Annotated in this window: 18 protein-coding genes and 1 riboswitch; of the genes, 14 read left to right on the forward strand and 4 right to left on the reverse strand. The window is 48.9% G+C overall.

All coding sequences use genetic code 11. From position 1 onward, the window contains the following. The first annotated feature begins 14 nt into the window (after positions 1 to 14). Both MHH92_RS01190 and MHH92_RS01195 read left to right on the forward strand, forming a co-directional pair. Positions 15 to 890, forward strand: a complete 876-nt coding sequence (locus tag MHH92_RS01190) for a sugar phosphate isomerase/epimerase family protein (protein WP_253504917.1) — start codon at positions 15 to 17, stop codon at positions 888 to 890. Between the two features lie 12 nt (positions 891 to 902). After that, positions 903 to 1,775, forward strand: coding sequence for a sugar phosphate isomerase/epimerase family protein (locus MHH92_RS01195; RefSeq protein ID WP_253504919.1), 873 nt, complete (start codon positions 903 to 905; stop codon positions 1,773 to 1,775). A gap of 58 nt (positions 1,776 to 1,833) precedes the next feature. Here the strand turns inward: MHH92_RS01195 and MHH92_RS01200 are convergent, their stop codons facing one another. Then, complete coding sequence (locus tag MHH92_RS01200) at positions 1,834 to 2,595, reverse strand: MerR family transcriptional regulator (RefSeq protein ID WP_253504922.1); 762 nt, start codon at positions 2,593 to 2,595, stop codon at positions 1,834 to 1,836. A gap of 15 nt (positions 2,596 to 2,610) precedes the next feature. Then, on the reverse strand, positions 2,611 to 3,486 hold the full coding sequence (locus tag MHH92_RS01205; RefSeq protein WP_253504925.1) for a CPBP family glutamic-type intramembrane protease: 876 nt from the start codon (positions 3,484 to 3,486) through the stop codon (positions 2,611 to 2,613). Between the two features lie 177 nt (positions 3,487 to 3,663). On the opposite strand from MHH92_RS01205, the gene MHH92_RS01210 reads away from it, so the two are divergent. From MHH92_RS01210 to MHH92_RS01220, 3 genes are all read left to right on the forward strand, one after another. After that, positions 3,664 to 3,891: a hypothetical protein gene (locus MHH92_RS01210; RefSeq protein ID WP_017691180.1), complete on the forward strand. Its 228-nt coding sequence runs from the start codon at positions 3,664 to 3,666 to the stop codon at positions 3,889 to 3,891. 79 nt (positions 3,892 to 3,970) lie between these two features. After that, positions 3,971 to 4,531 (forward strand): hypothetical protein, encoded by a 561-nt coding sequence (locus MHH92_RS01215; protein ID WP_253504928.1) that lies wholly within the window; start codon positions 3,971 to 3,973, stop codon positions 4,529 to 4,531. A 166-nt stretch (positions 4,532 to 4,697) separates the two neighbouring features. Beyond that, positions 4,698 to 5,126: a VOC family protein gene (locus MHH92_RS01220; protein WP_036616351.1), complete on the forward strand. Its 429-nt coding sequence runs from the start codon at positions 4,698 to 4,700 to the stop codon at positions 5,124 to 5,126. A gap of 102 nt (positions 5,127 to 5,228) precedes the next feature. Here MHH92_RS01220 and MHH92_RS01225 read toward each other — a convergent pair whose 3' ends face one another. Continuing rightward, positions 5,229 to 6,086 (reverse strand): hypothetical protein, encoded by an 858-nt coding sequence (locus tag MHH92_RS01225; protein WP_340901618.1) that lies wholly within the window; start codon positions 6,084 to 6,086, stop codon positions 5,229 to 5,231. A 220-nt stretch (positions 6,087 to 6,306) separates the two neighbouring features. Between MHH92_RS01225 and ytxJ the strand changes: the two genes are divergently transcribed. The 8 genes from ytxJ to MHH92_RS01260 all read left to right on the forward strand — a co-directional run bounded on the left by ytxJ (position 6,307) and on the right by MHH92_RS01260 (position 16,509). Then, complete coding sequence (ytxJ, locus tag MHH92_RS01230; protein ID WP_340027882.1) at positions 6,307 to 6,846, forward strand: bacillithiol system redox-active protein YtxJ; 540 nt, start codon at positions 6,307 to 6,309, stop codon at positions 6,844 to 6,846. Between the two features lie 297 nt (positions 6,847 to 7,143). Beyond that, positions 7,144 to 7,206, forward strand: coding sequence for a potassium-transporting ATPase subunit F (locus MHH92_RS30550; RefSeq protein ID WP_353884092.1), 63 nt, complete (start codon positions 7,144 to 7,146; stop codon positions 7,204 to 7,206). 59 nt (positions 7,207 to 7,265) lie between these two features. Next, positions 7,266 to 8,945, forward strand: a complete 1,680-nt coding sequence (kdpA, locus tag MHH92_RS01235) for a potassium-transporting ATPase subunit KdpA (protein WP_445744658.1) — start codon at positions 7,266 to 7,268, stop codon at positions 8,943 to 8,945. A 208-nt stretch (positions 8,946 to 9,153) separates the two neighbouring features. Beyond that, positions 9,154 to 11,154 (forward strand): potassium-transporting ATPase subunit KdpB, encoded by a 2,001-nt coding sequence (gene kdpB / locus MHH92_RS01240; RefSeq protein WP_340907607.1) that lies wholly within the window; start codon positions 9,154 to 9,156, stop codon positions 11,152 to 11,154. 61 nt (positions 11,155 to 11,215) lie between these two features. Next, the gene (kdpC, locus tag MHH92_RS01245; protein ID WP_340901619.1) at positions 11,216 to 11,776 is read left to right on the forward strand and encodes a potassium-transporting ATPase subunit KdpC; all 561 of its coding nucleotides are present in this window, start codon (positions 11,216 to 11,218) and stop codon (positions 11,774 to 11,776) included. A gap of 90 nt (positions 11,777 to 11,866) precedes the next feature. Then, positions 11,867 to 14,206 (forward strand): histidine kinase, encoded by a 2,340-nt coding sequence (locus tag MHH92_RS01250; RefSeq protein WP_340901620.1) that lies wholly within the window; start codon positions 11,867 to 11,869, stop codon positions 14,204 to 14,206. Positions 14,207 to 14,213: 7 nt separating this feature from the next. Beyond that, the gene (locus MHH92_RS01255; RefSeq protein WP_253504947.1) at positions 14,214 to 15,806 is read left to right on the forward strand and encodes an ATP-binding protein; all 1,593 of its coding nucleotides are present in this window, start codon (positions 14,214 to 14,216) and stop codon (positions 15,804 to 15,806) included. 1 nt (position 15,807) lies between these two features. Beyond that, positions 15,808 to 16,509 carry a response regulator gene (locus MHH92_RS01260; RefSeq protein ID WP_340901621.1) on the forward strand — a complete coding sequence of 234 codons (702 nt, stop codon included), beginning with the start codon at positions 15,808 to 15,810 and terminating at the stop codon, positions 16,507 to 16,509. A 117-nt stretch (positions 16,510 to 16,626) separates the two neighbouring features. On the opposite strand, the gene MHH92_RS01265 is transcribed toward MHH92_RS01260, so the two are convergent. Beyond that, positions 16,627 to 17,928 (reverse strand): alpha-glucosidase/alpha-galactosidase, encoded by a 1,302-nt coding sequence (locus MHH92_RS01265; protein ID WP_340018922.1) that lies wholly within the window; start codon positions 17,926 to 17,928, stop codon positions 16,627 to 16,629. 201 nt (positions 17,929 to 18,129) lie between these two features. Between MHH92_RS01265 and MHH92_RS01270 the strand changes: the two genes are divergently transcribed. Continuing rightward, positions 18,130 to 18,957 (forward strand): AraC family transcriptional regulator, encoded by an 828-nt coding sequence (locus MHH92_RS01270; protein ID WP_340027877.1) that lies wholly within the window; start codon positions 18,130 to 18,132, stop codon positions 18,955 to 18,957. 77 nt (positions 18,958 to 19,034) lie between these two features. Beyond that, positions 19,035 to 19,227: riboswitch (cobalamin riboswitch) on the forward strand. The last annotated feature ends 434 nt before the right edge of the window (positions 19,228 to 19,661 follow it).

Below are 19,661 nucleotides of genomic sequence, written 5' to 3' on the forward strand. Positions count from 1 at the left end.
ACAGGAGGTATGACATGAAATTAACGAATAAGATCGGTGTCATCGTGGATAGCTTTGGCGTAGGTGTACGGGAAGGGTTGAACAAAGCCAAAGACGTAGGTGCAGAAGGTGTGCAGATCTATGCCGTCAAGGGAGAGATGGACCCCGAAAATTTGTCGCCTGCGGCGCGCAAAGAGTTAAAGAGTTACATCGATTCTCTGGGTCTTGAAATTTCAGCATTGGTCGGTGACCTGGGCGGACATGGGTTTCAGGTCAAGGAAGATAATCCGTGGAAAGTAGAGAAGTCGAAGCGGATCGTGGATCTGGCCCTCGATCTAGGCACCAACATTGTCACTACACATATCGGAATTGTTCCACATGACCCTTCATCGGAAGTTTATGCCACGCTGCATGCTGCTTGTGAGGAACTGGGTCAATACGCCAAAAGTGTTGGTGCATACTTTGCCATTGAGACAGGACCGGAAACGGCTGCTGACTTGAAAGGATTCCTGGATACGCTGTCGACCAACGGAGTATCAGTGAATTTTGACCCGGCGAATATGGTGATGGTGACTGGAGATGATCCGGCGCAGGGTGTTCGTCTGCTCAAGGATTACATCGTACATACCCATGTGAAGGATGGTGTGCGGCTGAAGGAAGTTGACCCACGAGACGTATACGGAGCGGTCGGTTATGCCCCTATGGATCACGATAAAATTGCCGAGATGGTCTCTTCCGGGACTTTCTTCCGTGAGGTGCCGCTGGGCGAGGGTGGCGTTGATTTTGATGGATACTTTGCAGCGCTTCAGGAGATTGGTTACACCGGTTATCTGACCATTGAACGTGAAGTAGGCCATCAACCGGAGCAGGACATTCGCAAAGCGGTTCAATTTATCCAACAATATCGATAGGGAGCTGAGCAGATGAAAGTGGGCCTGAGCACGTATAGTTTGTTGAACGATTTGAATTCGGGTGAGATGACGGTGCTGGATGTGATCGACTGGATTGCGGCGAACGGCGGCGAGCATATGGAGATGGTGCCTTACGGTTATACCGTGGAGGATAATCACGATCTGGCGGATGCGATTCGGGAACGGGCAGCGTCTGCGGGTATTGAACTGTCCAACTACTCGCTGCCAGCGAACTTCGTGCAGGAGACGGAAGAGGCGTTTGCAGAAGAGATGGCTCGGGTCAAAAGACATGTGGATGTCGTACACCGGATGGGTGTAAAACATATGCGGCATGACGTCACGGCGTTTACCCTGCCAAAGGAGAAGATGACCATCGCCTGGTTCGAGGAACATCTGCCGCTGATGGTACGAGGAAGCCAGATCATTGCGGACTATGCCGCGCAGTTTGGCATCACGACAACTATTGAGAATCACGGCTTCAGCGTGCAGGCCAGTGACCGGGTGCAGCGTGTGCTGCATGCTGTCGATCGTCCGAACTTCAAAACAACACTCGATATTGGCAACTTCATGTGTGTGGATGAGAACCCGATCATCGGCGTCATGAAAAATCTGCCGTACGCTTCTCTGGTCCACTTCAAAGATTTCTACTTCCGTCCTTATGATGAGCATCCGGGTGAGGGTGAATGGTTCACCACAGCCTACGGTAACTTCCTAAGAGGTGCCATCGTTGGACATGGGGACATTCCAATTCGTAAAATTGTAAAGCTGATCAAAGACTCCGGTTATGATGGCAACATTACGGTGGAGTTCGAAGGCATGGAGGAATGCAAATCCGCATCCAAAATCGCCATGGACAACTTGCGCCGCTTCTGGGAAGAGGCGTAACGAAGCATGATGAAACATAATAAGGGAATGGATCAAGGGCCACTTTTCGAAGTGGCTCTTATTGTTGATCATTAGGATTCTGGACTGTCCATCGGTCCAGGATCATTTCGATGTAACGCATGGTTTCCGTTGTCATACCATATACACGAGCTGACCGATCATCCCCTGGGGTGATATAATCCCAATATTTTTCTGCCAATTCTGCATTCCCTTGAAAAGCCCTTTCAGCATAATCAGAGATTCGGATGGCCAGTAACCGTGAGGCTTCGGAATCCGGAGGTTCCATTTTGCATGTATGAACATCTTTAAGAATATCAGCCCATTCCATGGATATTGAATTGTTCTGATTATTCAGAGGTAACGATTCCATTTCTTCAGGTGTAAAAACATCTTGACGGAACTTGCCCGGAGGTTGATCCAGTTCACGGATGAAACCCAACATCTCATCCAGACTGATTGTACCGGAGGCTCTGATGGCATATATGGTTGAAAAAAGAAGATGCTCGACCTTGCCTAATCTCTCCTGCTGTTCCTTAACGACGGCCAATTGTTGTTCCAACGTATTATTCCATAAAGTAAGGGTACTCTCTGGTTCAGAGCGAGCAGCATCCTGATCGAGGAATTCTCCAATCTCATTCAATTTAAAATGCATTTTCTTCAGAATGGTAATCTGCTGAAGCCGTAAAATATCCTTTTCACCATATAAGCGATACTGATTGTTCTCATTACGGGCCGGTCGCAGTAAACCCAGCTTTTCATAATAATGAAGTGTTCGGATGGATACTCCGGTATGTTTGGATAGTTGTCCAACGGTATACAACAGCAGATCCCTCCCTCATGATTTATGTATTCTCCACCAGCGCCATGCATTGAGCACCGCCAGAATGATCCCACCGACGAAGATTATCATCATATACAAAATAAATATTTCGGCCAACCCATTATCTTGCGCGGTATAGCTTAACAATGCCGGTCTATCACCTGGCATAACAACGAATCGGGCTACTTCCAGGTAAGCGACATGAAATCCGATGGAGGCCCATAGAGAACCGGTCAAACTGCGCAGAAGCTGTAACGTAATTCCATAGGTCAAGAGTAGGATCATATAATCCAAGGTTATCCGGTTTCCGGCATCCATACCGACGAGCTCTTGCAATAGGCTGACACTCATCGGAACCAGCAGAAAGAGTATGATTTGAGTTACATAAGCGAAAAACACAGGAAGTCGCAGTCTGAGGCGTAATCCATCATAGACCATGCCTCGCATGGATAGTTCCTCTGGCAAAGCTTCGTACAAGAAAGCAATACAACTATTAAGTGCAACAGCAAGCAAGAACTCGGCTGAGAAGTGCCACTCCGTAATCGTAATCCAGTTGTTCATACTGGCTATCGCTAACCCGATGAAGGCCAGAGAAGTGGCAAATAATGCGCCAAAGAGCAAGTGAATTATGCTTTTTCCTGTCAGAGGAAGAAGAACGGACTTCATATGGAAGTGTCTTCGAATGACGAATAGTACGGGCAAGACGATACTAATAATGACAACAGCTTGGGTGAGATGAACCATCCATTCAGCAGCACCAATAGTGCTGACAAACTCCCCTGCGAGTGTAGCAAAAAACAGACCCAATGTCATCGTCAACCAACTCATCCCAATAATGGCTATTCCACTGCTGCGTTGTTTCTTGGTTACATGTTCAGTTGACATACTCATGCTAATCCCCTCCTGAAGCCAGTATAAACCCTCGAGTTAACGTCAGGGTCAAGCAGGAAATATGCCTATCAGAATATGGTTCTGCGCAAGGATTAAGTTACGAGCAGCACAAGTGTGGTATACTGGATATATTCAGCCTGATAATAACTGGCTATGGATAGGAGATGTCACTGATCTATGCAGGTATTCGAGGACTGGAATCAGAAAGTAAAGAGGACGTTTAATGCTACGAACCCAGAGGTAGTATTGACGGTATCGGAAGCTGGAAGTTTGCTTGGTTTGACCAAAGACCAGATGAAACTGTACGTGGACAAGAACAAACTAACGAAGGTCCCGATCATGAGAAGTGTTCACCGATACCTCTTATTGAAAAGTGAAATAGATAACATCGTTCAAGCTCGATAACTTCATAGGATTGAACACAACCATTTTACCGATAGGATTCGGGAGAGTGGTCTTTTTTTTATCTGAAAGGGGACAGAACGTGCTGAATAAAGTGTCAGGTTGGTTCTATCAGCGGGTGAATTGGAAATGGGTTGCAGCTGCGATTGTTGTTTTTGCCTGTTTTATTGCATTCATTCTGCCCTGGCAGGCGGCAAAGTCGGAGGAGGCCACAGGTGGTGGACAGTCCCCGGATTCCTCTTTTCTGTACACTGCGGATGATCTTTATCAGATGGCTGAGCAGTATGGTGAAGCAGGGCGGAGCGCCTATATTCAAGCACGATTCACATTTGACCTCATATGGCCCTTGGCCTATCTGTCCCTCTTAGTTGTTCTGTTATCGATACTCTATCGTGTGCTTCCGGTAAAGAGTCGCTGGCGCTGGGTGAATCTGGTTCCGGTCTTAGGTTGGGTTATGGACATGCTTGAAAATATAGGTGCGTCCCTGATCATGTATCGTTATCCTGAACGTACGCCTGTGCTTGCTGAACTCACTCCGATATGTACCCTGTTGAAATGGTGTCTGATCTATGCCAGTTTTGCAGCACTGGTTCCGGGTGTTCTGATCACTGCTCTCTATTATATACGCAGGCGCAAGAAGTAGTGGGAGAGGGATGGATTAAGAATATGTTGGTAACCCTAATCGTGTAAAGGTCCGCAGTGATGAGTGCAGAAATATACGCTTGTCAAAGGACAACCTGTTCATATATACTCATGTCGCAAGTGGCGTGAATCGTATAATTACAAGAGCCCAAGGAGATGAAGAACGCATGTCGATCAGCTTGAATGTGTATCTGGTTACAGACGGTAATGGACGTGAAGCGGTAGATTTTTATCAAAAGGCATTTGGAGCCGAAGTGCTCGCGCTTCAAACATTTGGCGACGGTCCATCTGACCCGAATCACCCCATCCCGCCAGAAGCGAAAGACCGTATTATGCATGCTTCTTTGCAGATTGGCAGCTCGGTATTAATGTTGTCTGATACGTTTCCAGGTATGCCGTACACTGTAGGTAATCATGTTACGGTTACTGTGAACACGGATACGACGGATGAAGCCAAAGCGATTTTCAACCAGTTGCAAGACGGTGGCGAAGTGAAAATGCCGATACAAGAAACGTTCTGGAGTCCAGCCTACGGTTCGGTTGTCGATAAGTTTGGCGTACAGTTTCAGATCAGTGCTACGCCGGGACAAGCTTAAGAGTGTACTCTTCACTAATATAAACTTCAAATGGCAAAAACCTCCGCGGTCTGCTTTGAGCAGTTGTGGAGGTTTTTTGCTTTTTTTTGTAATGACTCGTGATTAGTCTTCCTTCTGAATCTTGGAAGGATTGTTGATTTTATAGGGAACCGGGTTACGTGTCAGCTTCTTCTTGATAATTTTCGCTTCAAACGTGATAACGTCGCCCACTTCCAGTTCCTGTTTCTTAACGGTGGCACTGTGGCTAGACCAGGCTTCCCCAACATCAATGACGTCTGGCTCCGTAATGGTAACTGCTTCATAGATGATGACTTCGTCGTCATTGTCAGAGAAGTGATTCGGTACGGTGGTGAACTCTTTGACAACGGCACTCATCTTCACTTTACCTTCTGGCAGATCAATCTTGAGGCTCTTGGCTTTGCTCGCTGTTTTGGCTTTAGGTTTGGCATCACTGGCTGCCCCAGACTGAGGTCCAACATACTCTTCTACTAGCCCATCTGGATCACCCTTCAGCCCAGAGGAGAATTCATCTGTGTCCGTATCGTCTGAATCATCCAGATCCACCGGAATTTCATCCAGGTTAACCAAGGCATCTGGAGTTTGCGTAAGTTCAGCAGGGGTAACTGGTACGACTGTATCCGAAGTTGTCGGTTCTGTGCTTCGATCTGAACCGGCATTACTTATGCTTCTGGCACTGTAACTGGACGCTTGCATTTCCTTCAGATAAGACGGGTGAATACAATGCTTTTGTCCATTATCCAGTTGAATAACGGCTGCCATGTGATCGACAAATCCAATGATGGTGCACGGCATGTTTAATCCGTTTCCTTTATAATAGAACGTTTTGAGTTTGGTCGCTTTACCAGAAAGCAGGCCCCACTCCTGACATTTCTCAATCAGTTCATCTTCGTTATCCAGCGCAATAAAATCCTGCGGTTCAATCATAAATGCGTATGTCATATGGAATTTCCGCCCTTCCAATCCATTCTTCATGTTCATCGTTTCCAAATTACAACCAGTGTATCACAAATGAGCATTTTGCATAAATCGAAACGCTGAAATCTGTACTCGGAGATGAAGATTATCAACGCCTGCTAACAGAGGCCTATGCTATAATTTGATCAGAATGTAAGGTGGGTAGGTTGCCTTGATATACATATTTCAGGAAGGGAAGATCTACATGAAGAAAAAAGTAAATCATCAAGCTGTATGGCTTGCTATAGGTGTTGCCATGGGAGTCAGCATTGGTACGGCTACGAAGCAGCTTGGACTCGGGATTGCTTTTGGTTTGGCGCTTGGCATTGTGATTGGTTCGGTGGTTAGCAAACGTGCGGGGTCAGACTCGGAACATATGCTCAGCGAGCATGTCCGGGAATTGCACAAACCAGATGACTGGGAAGACGCGCTGCATTGCTCGCAGGATCATCCGGTGCTTATCCTGAAACACAGCACGACTTGTCCAACCAGTGCGAGAGCGTACAGAGAGTTTATGGCGTTTGTAGGCACCCATGCATCAGATCCCAAACAACCTATGGACTACCGCATCGTCAAAGTGATTGAAAATCGCTCGTTGTCCCGTCACATTGCGGAAGAGACAGAGGTTCACCATGAGTCACCACAGGTACTTCTGCTCGATCAGGGAAAAGTCGTCCATCATACCTCCCATGGCAAAATCACGAAGAAGAGATTATTGCAGTGGGCACAGAATCCATTTGGATGAATAACACACCTTCATAGACCCGTTCTTTTCAGCCCATTGCTGAGGAGATCGGGTCTTTTTTACGTTTTTTTTACACCTGTGGCGGCATTTCTTTACCCCTTTTTTACAGCGTTTCGTATTACGATTTTACACGTAGCAGGTGCAGAGAACGGTAGAGAGAGGGAGGAAGGGCACATGGTGAATGATGCCACGATGATTGGATTGGTTGTGCTGCTGTTTGCGGTGTTTTGGGGATTCGTGAAATTCTGCGAGAAGGCTTGAGGGTAGAGAGGGGGATGCCAAATGATCGTCATCGGTATGATTGTGCTCGCACTGGTGATTTATCTCGGTTATGTGCTGGTGAAGCCGGAGAAATTCTGATACTGACAATGTGCGTAATGCAGGAACAAGGGAACGTCGAATAGGGAGGAAATGTGGATATGGGTATCGGTGTAGTGCAAGTAGCGGTGACGCTGCTGATCATCCTGCTGCTGGTGAAACCGGTGGGAAAATATATAGTGAACGTGTTTGATGGACAGCGAACGGGGCTGAATCGGGTTTTTGGCGGGCCGGAGCGACTGCTCTATCGAGTGATGGGGGTACGGGAGAACGAGTCCATGGGGTGGAAACAGTACCTCACGGCCGTTCTCCTCTCCAACTTTGTAATGTTGGTATTGATGTTTCTGGTGCTGCGGCTGCAAAAATATTTACCGCTCAATCCGGATGGAATCGGCAATATGCCAGCGGCGCAGGCATTTAATACGGCCGTATCCTTCATGACCAACACGAACTGGCAGTCGTATACGGGCGAGAATGCCTTGTCGTATCTGTCACAGATGCTGGCCGTGACGTTTCCGATGTTTACGTCGGCAGCGACCGGATTCGCGGTGGCTATTGCGTTCATTCGCGGGCTGATAGGCCGCCGGGATGAACTGGGGAACTTTTACGTCGATCTTGTACGGTCGATTACGAGGATTTTTTTACCGCTGAGCTTCATCGTAGCCTTGTTCCTTGTATTCCAGGGGGTGCCTCAGACGCTTGCGGGAGCGGTTAACGCAACCACGCTAGAAGGTGGACAGCAGACGATCACACGTGGACTGGTCGCTTCACTGGAGTCGATCAAACACATTGGCACCAACGGTGGGGGCTGGTTTGGAACCAATGCTGCACATCCATTCGAGAATCCGACGGCCCTTAGCAATCTGGTGCATATCGTCTGTATGATGCTGTTACCCACTGCACTGGTATACGCCTTCGGCTTGATGGTCAATAACCGGAAGCAGGGTTGGGCCTTGTTCGCAGCGATGAGTTTTCTTTTCCTTGTGATGTTGACCACCATATTTGTCTCCGAATATCACGGTGTACATGCACTGGATGCAGTAGGTCTGCAGGGAAATATGGAGGGAAAAGAGGTCAGGTTCGGCATACCCGAATCGGCTTTATTCACGGCAGTCACGACAGCGGCTACAACAGGATCGGTCAATAATATGCACGAGTCGCTCACTCCACTTGGAGGCATGGTATCACTGGCTCAGATGATGCTCAATAACGTGTTTGGGGGCAAAGGAGTAGGGCTGATCAACGGACTGCTGTATGTGATTCTGGCTGTGTTTATCTGTGGATTAATGGTGGGACGAACACCTGAGTTTCTGGGCAAAAAAATCGAGGGCAAAGAGGTAAAGCTCGCATCCATCGCCTTGCTCATTCATCCTTTGATTATTCTGGGGCCAACGGCAATCGCGCTTATGCGGCCCGAAGCCATTGCGTCCATCTCGAACGGGGGCATGCATGGCCTGACCGAAGTTCTCTATGCTTTTGCCTCGGGTGCAGCCAATAATGGATCGGCCTTTGCCGGACTAAATGCCAATACAGACTTTTACAACATTGCAATTGGTATCGTTATGCTGCTGGGAAGGTACGTTTCGATGATCGCCATGCTGGCTATTGCGGGTTCACTCGCCACCAAACGGGTTGTGCCTGTAACTACGGGCACGTTGCGGACACACACACCTCTGTTTGCTGGCATTTTGGTCATGATGATCATTGTAGTCGGTGCGCTTACGTTCTTCCCGTCGCTTGCCCTTGGACCGATCGCAGAGCATCTGGCAATGATTCAATGAGAGATATGACAGGGGAGCAACAGAGGAATTGGTATAAGGACGTAACGTACGGAGGTGGCAGTGCACGATGAATGCAGTCGAACGAAAGAAGGAGCAGACGATGCAACACATGGATACAGAAATGTTTAGAACGAAGGGCAATGAGTCGGATATCAATCGCGGTAATATTCAACGTGATCCCGGATCGAAACGGTCGTTAAGCAAGGATATGATATTTCAGGCTTCACTGGATGCGTTCAAAAAGCTAAATCCGGTGGTCATGATCAAAAATCCGGTCATGTTTATTGTTGAGGTTGGTACATTCATTACGCTCTTATTGAGCATTAATCCCGATCTCTTCACCGCATCCGAGGCTGGGCGTGGATACAATATCGCCGTATTTTTCATTTTGTTGTTCACGCTGCTGTTTGCTAACTTCGCGGAGGCACTTGCAGAAGGAAGAGGTAAGGCGCAGGCGGATACGTTACGCAAGACGAAGTCAGACACCATGGCCAATCTGGTGCAGAAGGATGGAACGGTTAGACAAGTGGCTTCGACCCAGTTGAAAAAAGGCGATATGGTCCGTGTGGAAGTCGGTGAACTGATCCCGACGGACGGTGAGATTATGGAAGGCTTGGCCTCCATTGATGAATCGGCCATTACAGGAGAATCCGCCCCGGTCATCAAGGAAGCAGGGGGAGATTTCTCCTCCGTTACCGGAGGGACCCGCGTCGTGTCCGATTACATCGTCATGCGTGTTCAGACCGATCCTGGGGAGTCATTCCTTGACCGGATGATCTCTCTGGTTGAGGGTGCTCAGCGCCAGAAAACACCAAATGAAATTGCGCTGACAACCCTGCTCGCCGTATTAACTCTGATCTTTCTAATTGTCATTCTCACGATGGTTCCGATGGCAAATTACCTGGGTATTCGACTGGATCTGGCGACATTGATCGCACTGCTCGTCTGCTTGATCCCAACCACAATTGGTGGATTGTTATCGGCCATTGGTATTGCCGGGATGGACCGTGTTACACAGTTCAATGTGCTCGCTATGTCAGGTAAAGCGGTGGAAGCAGCTGGGGATATCGACACGCTGATTCTGGACAAAACAGGAACGATCACATACGGAAACCGCATGGCATCTGAGTTTATTCCCGTTCAGGGAATTACTTCGTCAGAGATGATGCAGGCTGCTTTACAGGCTTCTGTGCGAGATGAGACCCCGGAAGGACGTTCTGTTGTGGAACTGGCAGGCAAACAAGGCCAGAGCTGGGCTGAGACGGAGTATGCAAATGCGGAAAATGTGGAGTTCACGGCAGAGACCCGAATGTCCGGTCTGAATCTGAATAACGGAATGAAGATTCGTAAAGGTGCGGTGGATGCGATCAAAAGATATATAACTTCCGAAGGGGGTCGTATACCGGGTGATCTGGATGAGATCGCCAACCGTATTGCGAAGGCTGGGGGCACTCCGCTTGCTGTGGCCATCGATGAACGAATCTACGGTGTGATCTATCTGAAAGACACTGTGAAGCCAGGGCTGAAGGAGAAGTTCGCTGAGATGCGCGCTATGGGCATTAAGACCATCATGTGTACAGGCGACAATCCGCTGACCGCAGCGACCATAGCGCTGGAAGCGGGCGTGGATGATTTTATTGCCGAAGCGAAGCCCGAGGACAAGATTGCGGCGATCAAAAAAGAGCAGCAGGAGGGCAAACTCGTCGCCATGACGGGCGACGGTACCAACGATGCTCCTGCTCTTGCGCAGGCCGATGTGGGCCTGGCGCTGAATTCGGGCACCATGGCGGCCAAAGAAGCGGCCAACATGATTGATTTGGACTCCGACCCGACCAAATTATTGTCGGTAGTCTCCATTGGCAAGCAGCTGCTGATTACACGCGGCGCACTCACAACCTTTTCGATATCCAATGATATCGCGAAATATTTTGCCATCATTCCAGCCATGTTTATTCTCGCCATGCCACAACTTCAGGCACTGAACATTATGAATCTGGCTTCACCGCAGTCCGCGATCCTGTCGGCGCTGATCTTCAACGCCATTATTATTCCGCTGCTTATTCCCATCGCGATGAAAGGGGTTAAGTATCGGGCGATGTCAGCCGAAAGGTTGCTTGGCCGCAATGTGTTCATCTATGGCGTAGGTGGCGTGATTGTACCTTTTATCGGCATTAAGCTGATTGATATGGTTCTGTCGGGGATTCTTTAACGAGATAACAACGCTTATCAAAATTGTTCTTTTATCCTAATGAATTCAGGAAGTGATCTGTATGAACATGTTCTTGCCCGCCGTGCGGTTATCCGTTGTGCTTATGTTGATATGCGGCCTAATCTACCCGCTTGTAACGACTGATGTAGCCCAACTTCTCTTTCCTGCGCAGGCGAACGGCAGTCTGATTACGCAAAATGAGAAAATCATCGGCTCGTCACTGCTGGCGCAGGAAATCCAATCGCCGGGGCTGTTCCAGCCCCGGGCATCAAATGCCGATTATGATCCAACGGCTTCAGCCGGTTCGAATCGCGCCGTAGCCTCGGAGGAGTATATCGGCGAGATGAAAGAAAAGATTGCTCAGCTCCAGCAGGAAAACCCGGGATTGAAGCAAATCCCTGCTGATCTCGTGACGGGTTCAGGCTCTGGACTTGACCCGGATCTCTCTCCCGAAGCCGCTGAGGCACAGATCCCGCGCATTAGCGAAGCTACAGGGCTTAGTGAACAGCAGCTTGTGCAACTTGTAAATGAGCATACGCAAGGCCGGCAAATGGGTATATTCGGGGAACCACGTGTGAATGTAACGGCTCTGAATCTGGCGCTGACAGCAGAACTGAACTAACGAACGAACATATTAGCCTGCTCACGATTATCGGGAGGGGCTTTCTCCATTTTTTCTTCATATTTTTAAAGGAAAGGGGGAGTGGGACGGATGGAAGACAGCTTCAAGCGCAAGTCACCGGAAGAGATGTTGAAGATGATTACGAAGCTGCAACAGGGTACGCTCAAAATCTACATCGGCCCAGTCAGCGGATCGGGCAAAACGTATCACATGTTACGAGAAGGGAATGCGTTGCGTGAGCAGGGCATTGATGTGGTCATCTGCGCCGTCTCCACAATGCGCAGACCGGAAACGGTGGAACAGCTTGGCGCACTCGAACGGATTCCAAGCATTCACTGGTTACGCGAGAGTGATGATGTAGAGATGAAGGATTTGAACTTGGATGCACTATTGGCACGTAATCCGGAGGTTGTGCTGGTGGATGGTTTGGCACATCGCAACAGAGAAGGTGCTCGGTATGCTACCCGGCTGGAGGATATTCAGTTTTTGCTCCGAAACAACATCAGTGTCATGACAACGGTGAATGTGTATGAGCTGGAAGGCTATACAGAGCTGGCACGACAACTTACGGGGATCGCAGCAGAATATACGGTGCCTGCCGATACATTGGAGCTTGCGGATGAAGTGAAGCTGATAGACGTCACACCAGAAACCATACTGAGCCGTCTGGCAGAAGGTCATCTGAAGGGGCATGAGGGAGAAGCAGTTTTTCGTCAAGGCAATCTGGGTATTCTGCGCGAACTGGCCCTGAGATTGGTTGCAGAAGGGGTGAATGAATCCCTGCGTGAGCATCGGGAGGAGATGGGAATTACCGTCACAACAGGCATCATGGAACGGATTCTGGTGTCCACGCAATATCATTGGAATGGCTCCATCTATATCCGGCGTGGGCAACAGATTGCCAAACGGCTGAATGGTGATTTGTGCGCCGTTGTTTTCCGGAATATGAAGCAGCCATTAAGCAAGGAGGCAATCGTATTTCGGCGTAATATGATCAAGTTGGTAGAGAAGTTTGGCGGCCATATGGAGGAGCTGTCTATATTACACCGTCGCAACATCCCGTCTACGCTGGCGCGTTACGCAATGGAGCACCAGATTACCCGCATTGTGATGGGACACTCCCGGCGTACACGTTGGCAGGAACTGTGGCAAGGGTCCGTTGTTAACTCGCTGCTGCGCAGATTACGTGGTGTCGACCTGTTTCTGGTTTCTGATCGAGCGGCCCGGGAGGGTGAACGTGTGGTTCCGGCTAAACTTAACGATGTGGAGTCACTGACATACCGCAGACTAAGCGAGCAGGAAATGAAGGAACAGATTGGTCAGATTCAGCGCGGCACATTCAAAATATATATCGGAGCCGCACCAGGTGTAGGCAAAACCTACATGATGCTGCGGGAAGGCAATGACTTGCTCCGCAAGGGCATCGATGTGAAGATCGGTTTGCTGGAGACACATGGGCGGGCGGAAACTGTGGAGCAGATGGGCCACCTGTCTGTGATCCCTCGCGCGAACCGCGTTTATCAGGGAACTTGTCTGGAAGAGATGGACACGGAAGCCATTCTGCATCTTTGCCCAGAAGTGGTGCTTGTGGATGAACTGGCGCATACGAATGTACCCGGGAGTGTTCGGCAAAAGCGTTATGAGGATGTTCTGCTCCTGCTGAATGCAGGCATCTCGGTGATTACCACAATGAACGTACAGCACCTCGAAAGTCTGAATGATGCAGTTGAACATATTACCGGTGTTCGTGTCCGCGAGACCGTACCCGATCGGATCATTCAGATGGCGGATGAGGTACAGTTGATTGATGTGGCGCCCCAGGCCTTGCGGCAGCGCATGAGGGAGGGTAAAATCTATGCAACTGCCAAGGTCGAGCAAGCCCTTGCGAATTTCTTCAAAATCGGTAATCTGATTGCCTTGCGAGAACTTGCCCTGCGCGAACTGGCGGACGATGTCGATGAACGGCTTGAAACACAGCAGGCCAAAATTGCACTTCGAGGACCTTGGCGCAGACAGGAAGCGGTCTTTGTATGTGTAAGCAGTGATCGTCATGCCGAGCGGCTGATCCGGCGCGGGTTCCGTATGGCTTATCGTCTAAAAGCCATCTGGCATGTACATCATATCCACATCGGTGAGTCCATGAGTGACGAAGTGAAGTGCCATCTGGAAGCGTTGGAGCAGCTGACAATTCGGCTTGGTGGTCAATTTCATATTCATCACAGTCCAAGACTGCGCGATGTACCTGAGATTTTGGCAAGAAAGGCATCGGAGGCAAGAGCAACCCAGCTGGTGGTCGGGCAGGCAAGACGGGTGTGGTGGCTGAATGGCTACCGCGGCTCAGGGTCGGTGGTCAACCGACTTGTACGCTTGTCGCGGCATCTGGATGTATTAATCGTTGCAGATTATGATTATGAACTGAGCGGGATGTGAATGGATATTGTCTGAACAAATAAAAAAAGAAACGCAGGCAACCCACGGGAAACGGGTTCCGGCATATGTATGGGTGACCCTCGGGGTGAAGCTGCTAACTTTACTGCTTCATGCCATCGGCATGAGTGGTGATTTGGTTAATGTAGCGCTTATATATCTGTTTCCCGTCCTGGTGAGTGCCGTGTATTGGGGAATGGGGCCAGCTGTATATGCCGCGAGTTTTAGCGTCATTATGTTTGACTTCTTTTTTGTCCCGCCATATTTGAGCTTTACGGTTGAGGATTTGAGATATCTCATCTCCTTTGTTGTATATCTTGCGGTGGCGATCCTGACAGCCAGTCTTGCAGGTCGATTGCGACAACAGTTAGAGATGGTAAAAGCACGCGAGGCCACGACTAACTCCCTATACGCATTGAGTCGTCAGATGACAGCTATTACGGATCTGAATACATTACTGGTTAACATTGCAACCCAAGTATCGCTTACCCTGGGTAAGCCAGCAGCTGTGTATCTTCCGAATGGGCAGGGGGATCTGCTGGTTACAAGCTCTTCTGTACCCGCATCAGAAGGGGAGAAGGATGGCTGGGGAGATGGAGAGTCGGAGATTGCCATTGCCAAATGGGTATATCATCACGGACAGATCGCCGGTAAAGGATCATCTACTCTGCGCGAATCTCCCGGACTTTACGTGCCGTTACGCACAGAGGAGCAGATTCATGGCGTGCTCGCCGTAAGCATGGACGCTGGTGAGGTTCATGAGCAGCAAGAACAGCTTCGTTTGCTGGAAGCATGCGGAGGACTGGCCGCAGGTGCTATTGCCCGAGTGAAGCTGGCGGAAGAGGCCAGATTGGCGCAGATTACTGCTGAATCAGAGCGCATACGCACAGCGCTGCTGGACTCTGTCTCTCATGAGTTGCGTACGCCCCTAACCGCCATTATCGGCTCGGCTACGGGATTGTTGGAGAATGATACTCTTTTTACACCCGAGGATCGGAGAGAATTAACAGGCAACATTAGGGATGGAGCTTTGCGTATGAATCGTCTCGTCACGAATCTGCTGGGTATGGTTCGGCTGGAGAGCGGCATGTTGCAACTGAATCGGAAATGGTGTGACGTGGGGGACATGATCAGCGTTGTACTGACACAGGTTCGGGAATTCAGTCCGCATCGTAACATTCAAGTTGAACTGCCTGATGATCCGGCCTTCATTTACGGAGATGAAGTATTGCTGGAGCAGGTACTGGTCAATATCGTCAGTAACGCCATCAAATATTCGCCTGATGAGAGCCAGATTGTCATCACTGTGACGAGTGATAAGAGTCCAAGTCAATTGACGATCGTGGTAGCTGATCAAGGCATCGGTATACCGGAAGCGGAAAGAATACGTATATTTGATAAGTTCTATCGCTCGGAGTCGACTCAGCATGTCACAGGAACGGGGCTTGGTCTGGCGATCTGCAAAGGCATTGTGGAAGTCCACGGAGGTACTATTGTAGCAGAGCCGAATCCGGGCGGGGGAACGAGAATGCGCATAGATATTCCCATGGAGGCTCACGGATCACGGTTTCCCTATTCAGAACAAGGAGAGGTTGAAGAATAACATGAATGCACCACTAGGGGCTCGCATACTGGTGATCGATGATGAGCCGCAGATTCGCAAATTGCTCAAGGTCACCCTTCAGGCACACCAATTCGAACTCCACGAGTGTGGGGATGGCGAAGAGGGCGTTATTCAGGCCAGTATTGTACATCCGGATCTGATCATCCTTGATCTTGGTTTGCCAGGCATGTCTGGCATGGAGGTGCTTCGCCGGATTCGTGAATGGTCACAAGTGCCGATTATTGTGCTGACAGCGAAGGATCAGGAGGGAGACAAAATTGCCGCGTTGGATGGTGGTGCAGATGATTATGTGACCAAACCATTTGGAATGGGTGAGTTGGTCGCCCGTATTCGGGTGGCGCTGCGTCATGTAGCCAAAACGACGGATGAGCCGATACTACGCTTCGGATCACTCACGATTGATCTGGCCCAAAGGCAGGTGGAACTGGAGGGTACTTTGGTCAAATTAACCCCAACGGAATATGAGATGCTGAAGGTGCTCGCCTCGAATGCGGGGAAGATCATCACCCAGCGTCAGCTTTTGCAGCAAGTATGGGGAGGGCATCATCATGAGTCTGACAGCCACTATCTTCGGGTATATGTGGGACATCTGCGTAAAAAATTAAATGAAGATCCGACGAATCCGCGATATATTCAAACGGAGCCTGGCATTGGTTATCGCTTTTTGCTCCCCACCGAGTAAGGTTTAAGGGGGCGAGACATTTCTGATAAATGATGTGATGCACCATTATGCAGATGAGTGCTATGGAACGAACAAAACACCGTCCCCTTTAACAGCAAAGGAAACGGTGCTTTTATATTATGACGTGTATTTTGGCAACCAGTCGCCGTGAGCCTCAATCAACTCATCACACATCGCTACGATGTCATCGATAGACAGTTCCGCAGCCGTGTGTGGATCAAGCATGGCGGCGTGATAGATATGTTCTTTTTTGCCAGTGATTGCCGCTTCAATTGTTAGCAGTTGCGTGTTGATGTTTGTCCGGTTCAGTGCTGCGAGTTGTGGAGGCAGATCCCCAATGTACGTAGGGCTGATTCCTGATCCATCCACCAGACAAGGTACCTCGACACATGCCTCGCGCGGCAGGTTCGTAATCAATCCGTTGTTCATGACGTTGCCGCCAATCTTGTATGGGTTATTCGTCTCCATCGCTTCGATAATATGCGATGCGTATTCACGGCTGCGGGTATGTTCAATATTTTCGCTGGCAAACAGCTTGGTACGCATTTCTTTCCAGCCTTCAATCTGGTTCACACAGCGGCGGGGATATTCATCCAGTGGAATATTGAAGCGTTCAATCAGCTCCGGATAATTCCGCTTGATGAAGTAAGGGTGGTACTCGGCATTATGCTCAGAGGATTCCGTTACATAATAGCCAAAACGCTCCATCAGCTCAAAACGAACCATGTCGTCATGCTGTTCCTTCTGTTTTTCCTTCGCCCGACGTTTAATCTCGGGGTATAGATCCTGCCCGTCTTTTGTAACTTCGAGCAGCCACGCCATGTGGTTGATCCCTGCAATCTTAGCCACAACACCTGTCTGATCGATCCCCAGTGCATCAAACAGATGTGGTACACATACCTGCACACTATGACACAATCCTACGGTTTTGATCCCGCCATGCACATTCATGACGTTGGTAAGCACGGCCATCGGGTTGGTGTAGTTCAGGAACCATGCATCCGGACATACTTCCTGCATATCTCGGGCAAAATCCAGCATGACTGGAATCGTCCGCAAGTTACGGAAAATTCCGCCGATACCGAGTGTATCTGCAATCGTTTGACGCAGTCCGTATTTCTTCGGAATCTCGAAGTCTGTAATGGTACAAGGATCATATCCACCGACCTGGATGGCGTTGATGACATATTTGGCTCCGCGCAGCGCTTCTTTGCGGTCATGATATACGTTCACAACGCAACGACTTCCGAGTGAACGGGCCAGACTGGTCAGCAAACGCTCTGAATCGCTCAAACGTTCAGCATCGATATCAAACAATGCTAATTCAAAATCCTGCAGTGCTTCGGTCATCATGACATCACCCAATACGTTTTTAACAAAGACGGTGCTTCCCGCACCGAGAAACGTAATTTTATTCATTTAAGTTTAGCCTCCCTGAAAAATGTTGTACCCCAACTATAGGCCGATTCGGCACATATAACTATGGCTCAAACCCTTTCAAACATGGCATAATCCCATTTTTGTTCCCGCTTTCAACTAATATGGAAGCACTTTAGCTGTTATAATATAAAATATTAAATAAAGAGGTAAGCGGAACGAAGTCAGGATGGAGGGCGAAAAATGAGTCGCATTGAGATGAATGTGGTTCCCGCAGGCTGGACACAGATGGAGCTGATGTTGTTGTTTTTCGGGTGGGAGGCCTGTGATCCTGCGCATTATTGGGGACCCGGTGTACGTGATTCTTACATTGTTCATTACATCCATGAAGGACGGGGCACCGTGTACATGGGAGATCAGGAATACAAGCTTAGCGAGGGACAGGGTTTTGTCATTCTCCCGGACACACTTATTCATTATGAGGCGGATCCGAAGGAGCCCTGGACGTATTCGTGGTTTGGTTTTAAAGGCATACAAGCCAAAGCATTCATGCAACGTGCCCAATTGAGCCCGGAGCACCCGATATATAATGCCCATGATACAAATACGATGGAAAAGTTGTATACGGAGATGGTCCAGGCTTCCACGCGTCCGGGAGGCGATGTGATGAATCAGAGTCTCTTGTACCGCTTGATGGCAGAATTAATCTCTTCTTCTCCTGTAGAGGAAGAAATAGGGCAGCTCCTTTCGAACAAAGAGACGTATATCCGGCAGGCGGTGCAGTTTATGGAGAACAGGTACAGCCAGCGAACCTCCATTCTGGATATTGCCCAAGCTGTAGGACTGGATCGCACGTATCTGTCGGGATTGTTTAAAGAGCGATATAGCATGTCGCTACAGTCCTTTTTTCTGGAGTACCGTATGAATCGGGCTGCCGAACTTCTTCAGAATCCAGGGCTGTCGGTCAGCGAAGTGGCCCATTCTGTCGGCTATACAGACCCATTACTGTTTTCCAAGATGTTTAAGCGTGTGAAGGGTGTGTCTCCAAAGGGTTCGAGAAATCGAGATTAGACGCACCTAGTGCTTCAAATTTAAAAGAAAAGTTTTGATCATTAAATGTTGTCCCGCGTTACTGATACAGAAGTTTAATTGAATATGTGGAACTTGGTGCTTTGCCCGTCAGGGTGGAAGCTTAATAGGGAAGTCCGGTGTGATACCGGCGCGGTCCCGCCACTGTAACAGAGGAGTCAAGTAGCGATAATCCACTGGTTTAAGCCGGGAAGGAGTTGCAAGTGACGATGATTCCGGAGCCAGAAGACCTGCCAGGTTTAGGAAACACAGTAGTACCCTACGGGAAATAGGAAGGTGTTTAGAGAGCATGATTTTTTCTGAAAATCTGTTTATTTAAGGCGTCCTCATCCAGTAACACGGAGATGGACGCTTTTTTTGATAGAATTTATAAGTTTTCAGCGGAGCTGTGGATGAAGAACATCATGGCACATACATAAAGTTGTGGGGAAGGACGTTAGAGCACTTGAGCAGATATATCGTTAAACGATTATTACAACTCGTAGTCGTATTGTTCGGCATCACGTTCCTGCTAACCTACCTGTCTCCTGGAGAAAGTCTGTTAGGATAATACTAATGTGCGGGTTATCTTTATAGTCTAAGTAAGGTTATGAAAAAAGAATGATGCAAGAAGGGTTACCCCAGAAGTCCATAGATGACTTTCAGGATAACCCTTTTGTTGTATAACAGGCATGTTGTGTGTAGTT

The sequence above is a fragment of the Paenibacillus sp. FSL M7-1414 genome, assembly GCF_038003195.1.
Taxonomy (GTDB): Bacteria; Bacillota; Bacilli; order Paenibacillales; family Paenibacillaceae; genus Paenibacillus; species Paenibacillus amylolyticus.

Coding starts and splice junctions, on each gene's coding strand:
- MHH92_RS01190 (WP_253504917.1), top strand. CDS start 15: ATGAAATTAACGAATAAGATCGGTGTCATCGTGGATAGCTTTGGCGTA.
- MHH92_RS01195 (WP_253504919.1), top strand. CDS start 903: ATGAAAGTGGGCCTGAGCACGTATAGTTTGTTGAACGATTTGAATTCG.
- MHH92_RS01205 (WP_253504925.1), bottom strand. CDS start 3,486: ATGAGTATGTCAACTGAACATGTAACCAAGAAACAACGCAGCAGTGGA.
- MHH92_RS01210 (WP_017691180.1), top strand. CDS start 3,664: ATGCAGGTATTCGAGGACTGGAATCAGAAAGTAAAGAGGACGTTTAAT.
- MHH92_RS01220 (WP_036616351.1), top strand. CDS start 4,698: ATGTCGATCAGCTTGAATGTGTATCTGGTTACAGACGGTAATGGACGT.
- MHH92_RS01225 (WP_340901618.1), bottom strand. CDS start 6,086: ATGACATACGCATTTATGATTGAACCGCAGGATTTTATTGCGCTGGAT.
- ytxJ (WP_340027882.1), top strand. CDS start 6,307: ATGAAGAAAAAAGTAAATCATCAAGCTGTATGGCTTGCTATAGGTGTT.
- kdpA (WP_445744658.1), top strand. CDS start 7,266: ATGGGTATCGGTGTAGTGCAAGTAGCGGTGACGCTGCTGATCATCCTG.
- kdpB (WP_340907607.1), top strand. CDS start 9,154: ATGATATTTCAGGCTTCACTGGATGCGTTCAAAAAGCTAAATCCGGTG.
- kdpC (WP_340901619.1), top strand. CDS start 11,216: ATGAACATGTTCTTGCCCGCCGTGCGGTTATCCGTTGTGCTTATGTTG.
- MHH92_RS01250 (WP_340901620.1), top strand. CDS start 11,867: ATGGAAGACAGCTTCAAGCGCAAGTCACCGGAAGAGATGTTGAAGATG.
- MHH92_RS01260 (WP_340901621.1), top strand. CDS start 15,808: ATGAATGCACCACTAGGGGCTCGCATACTGGTGATCGATGATGAGCCG.
- MHH92_RS01265 (WP_340018922.1), bottom strand. CDS start 17,928: ATGAATAAAATTACGTTTCTCGGTGCGGGAAGCACCGTCTTTGTTAAA.
- MHH92_RS01270 (WP_340027877.1), top strand. CDS start 18,130: ATGAGTCGCATTGAGATGAATGTGGTTCCCGCAGGCTGGACACAGATG.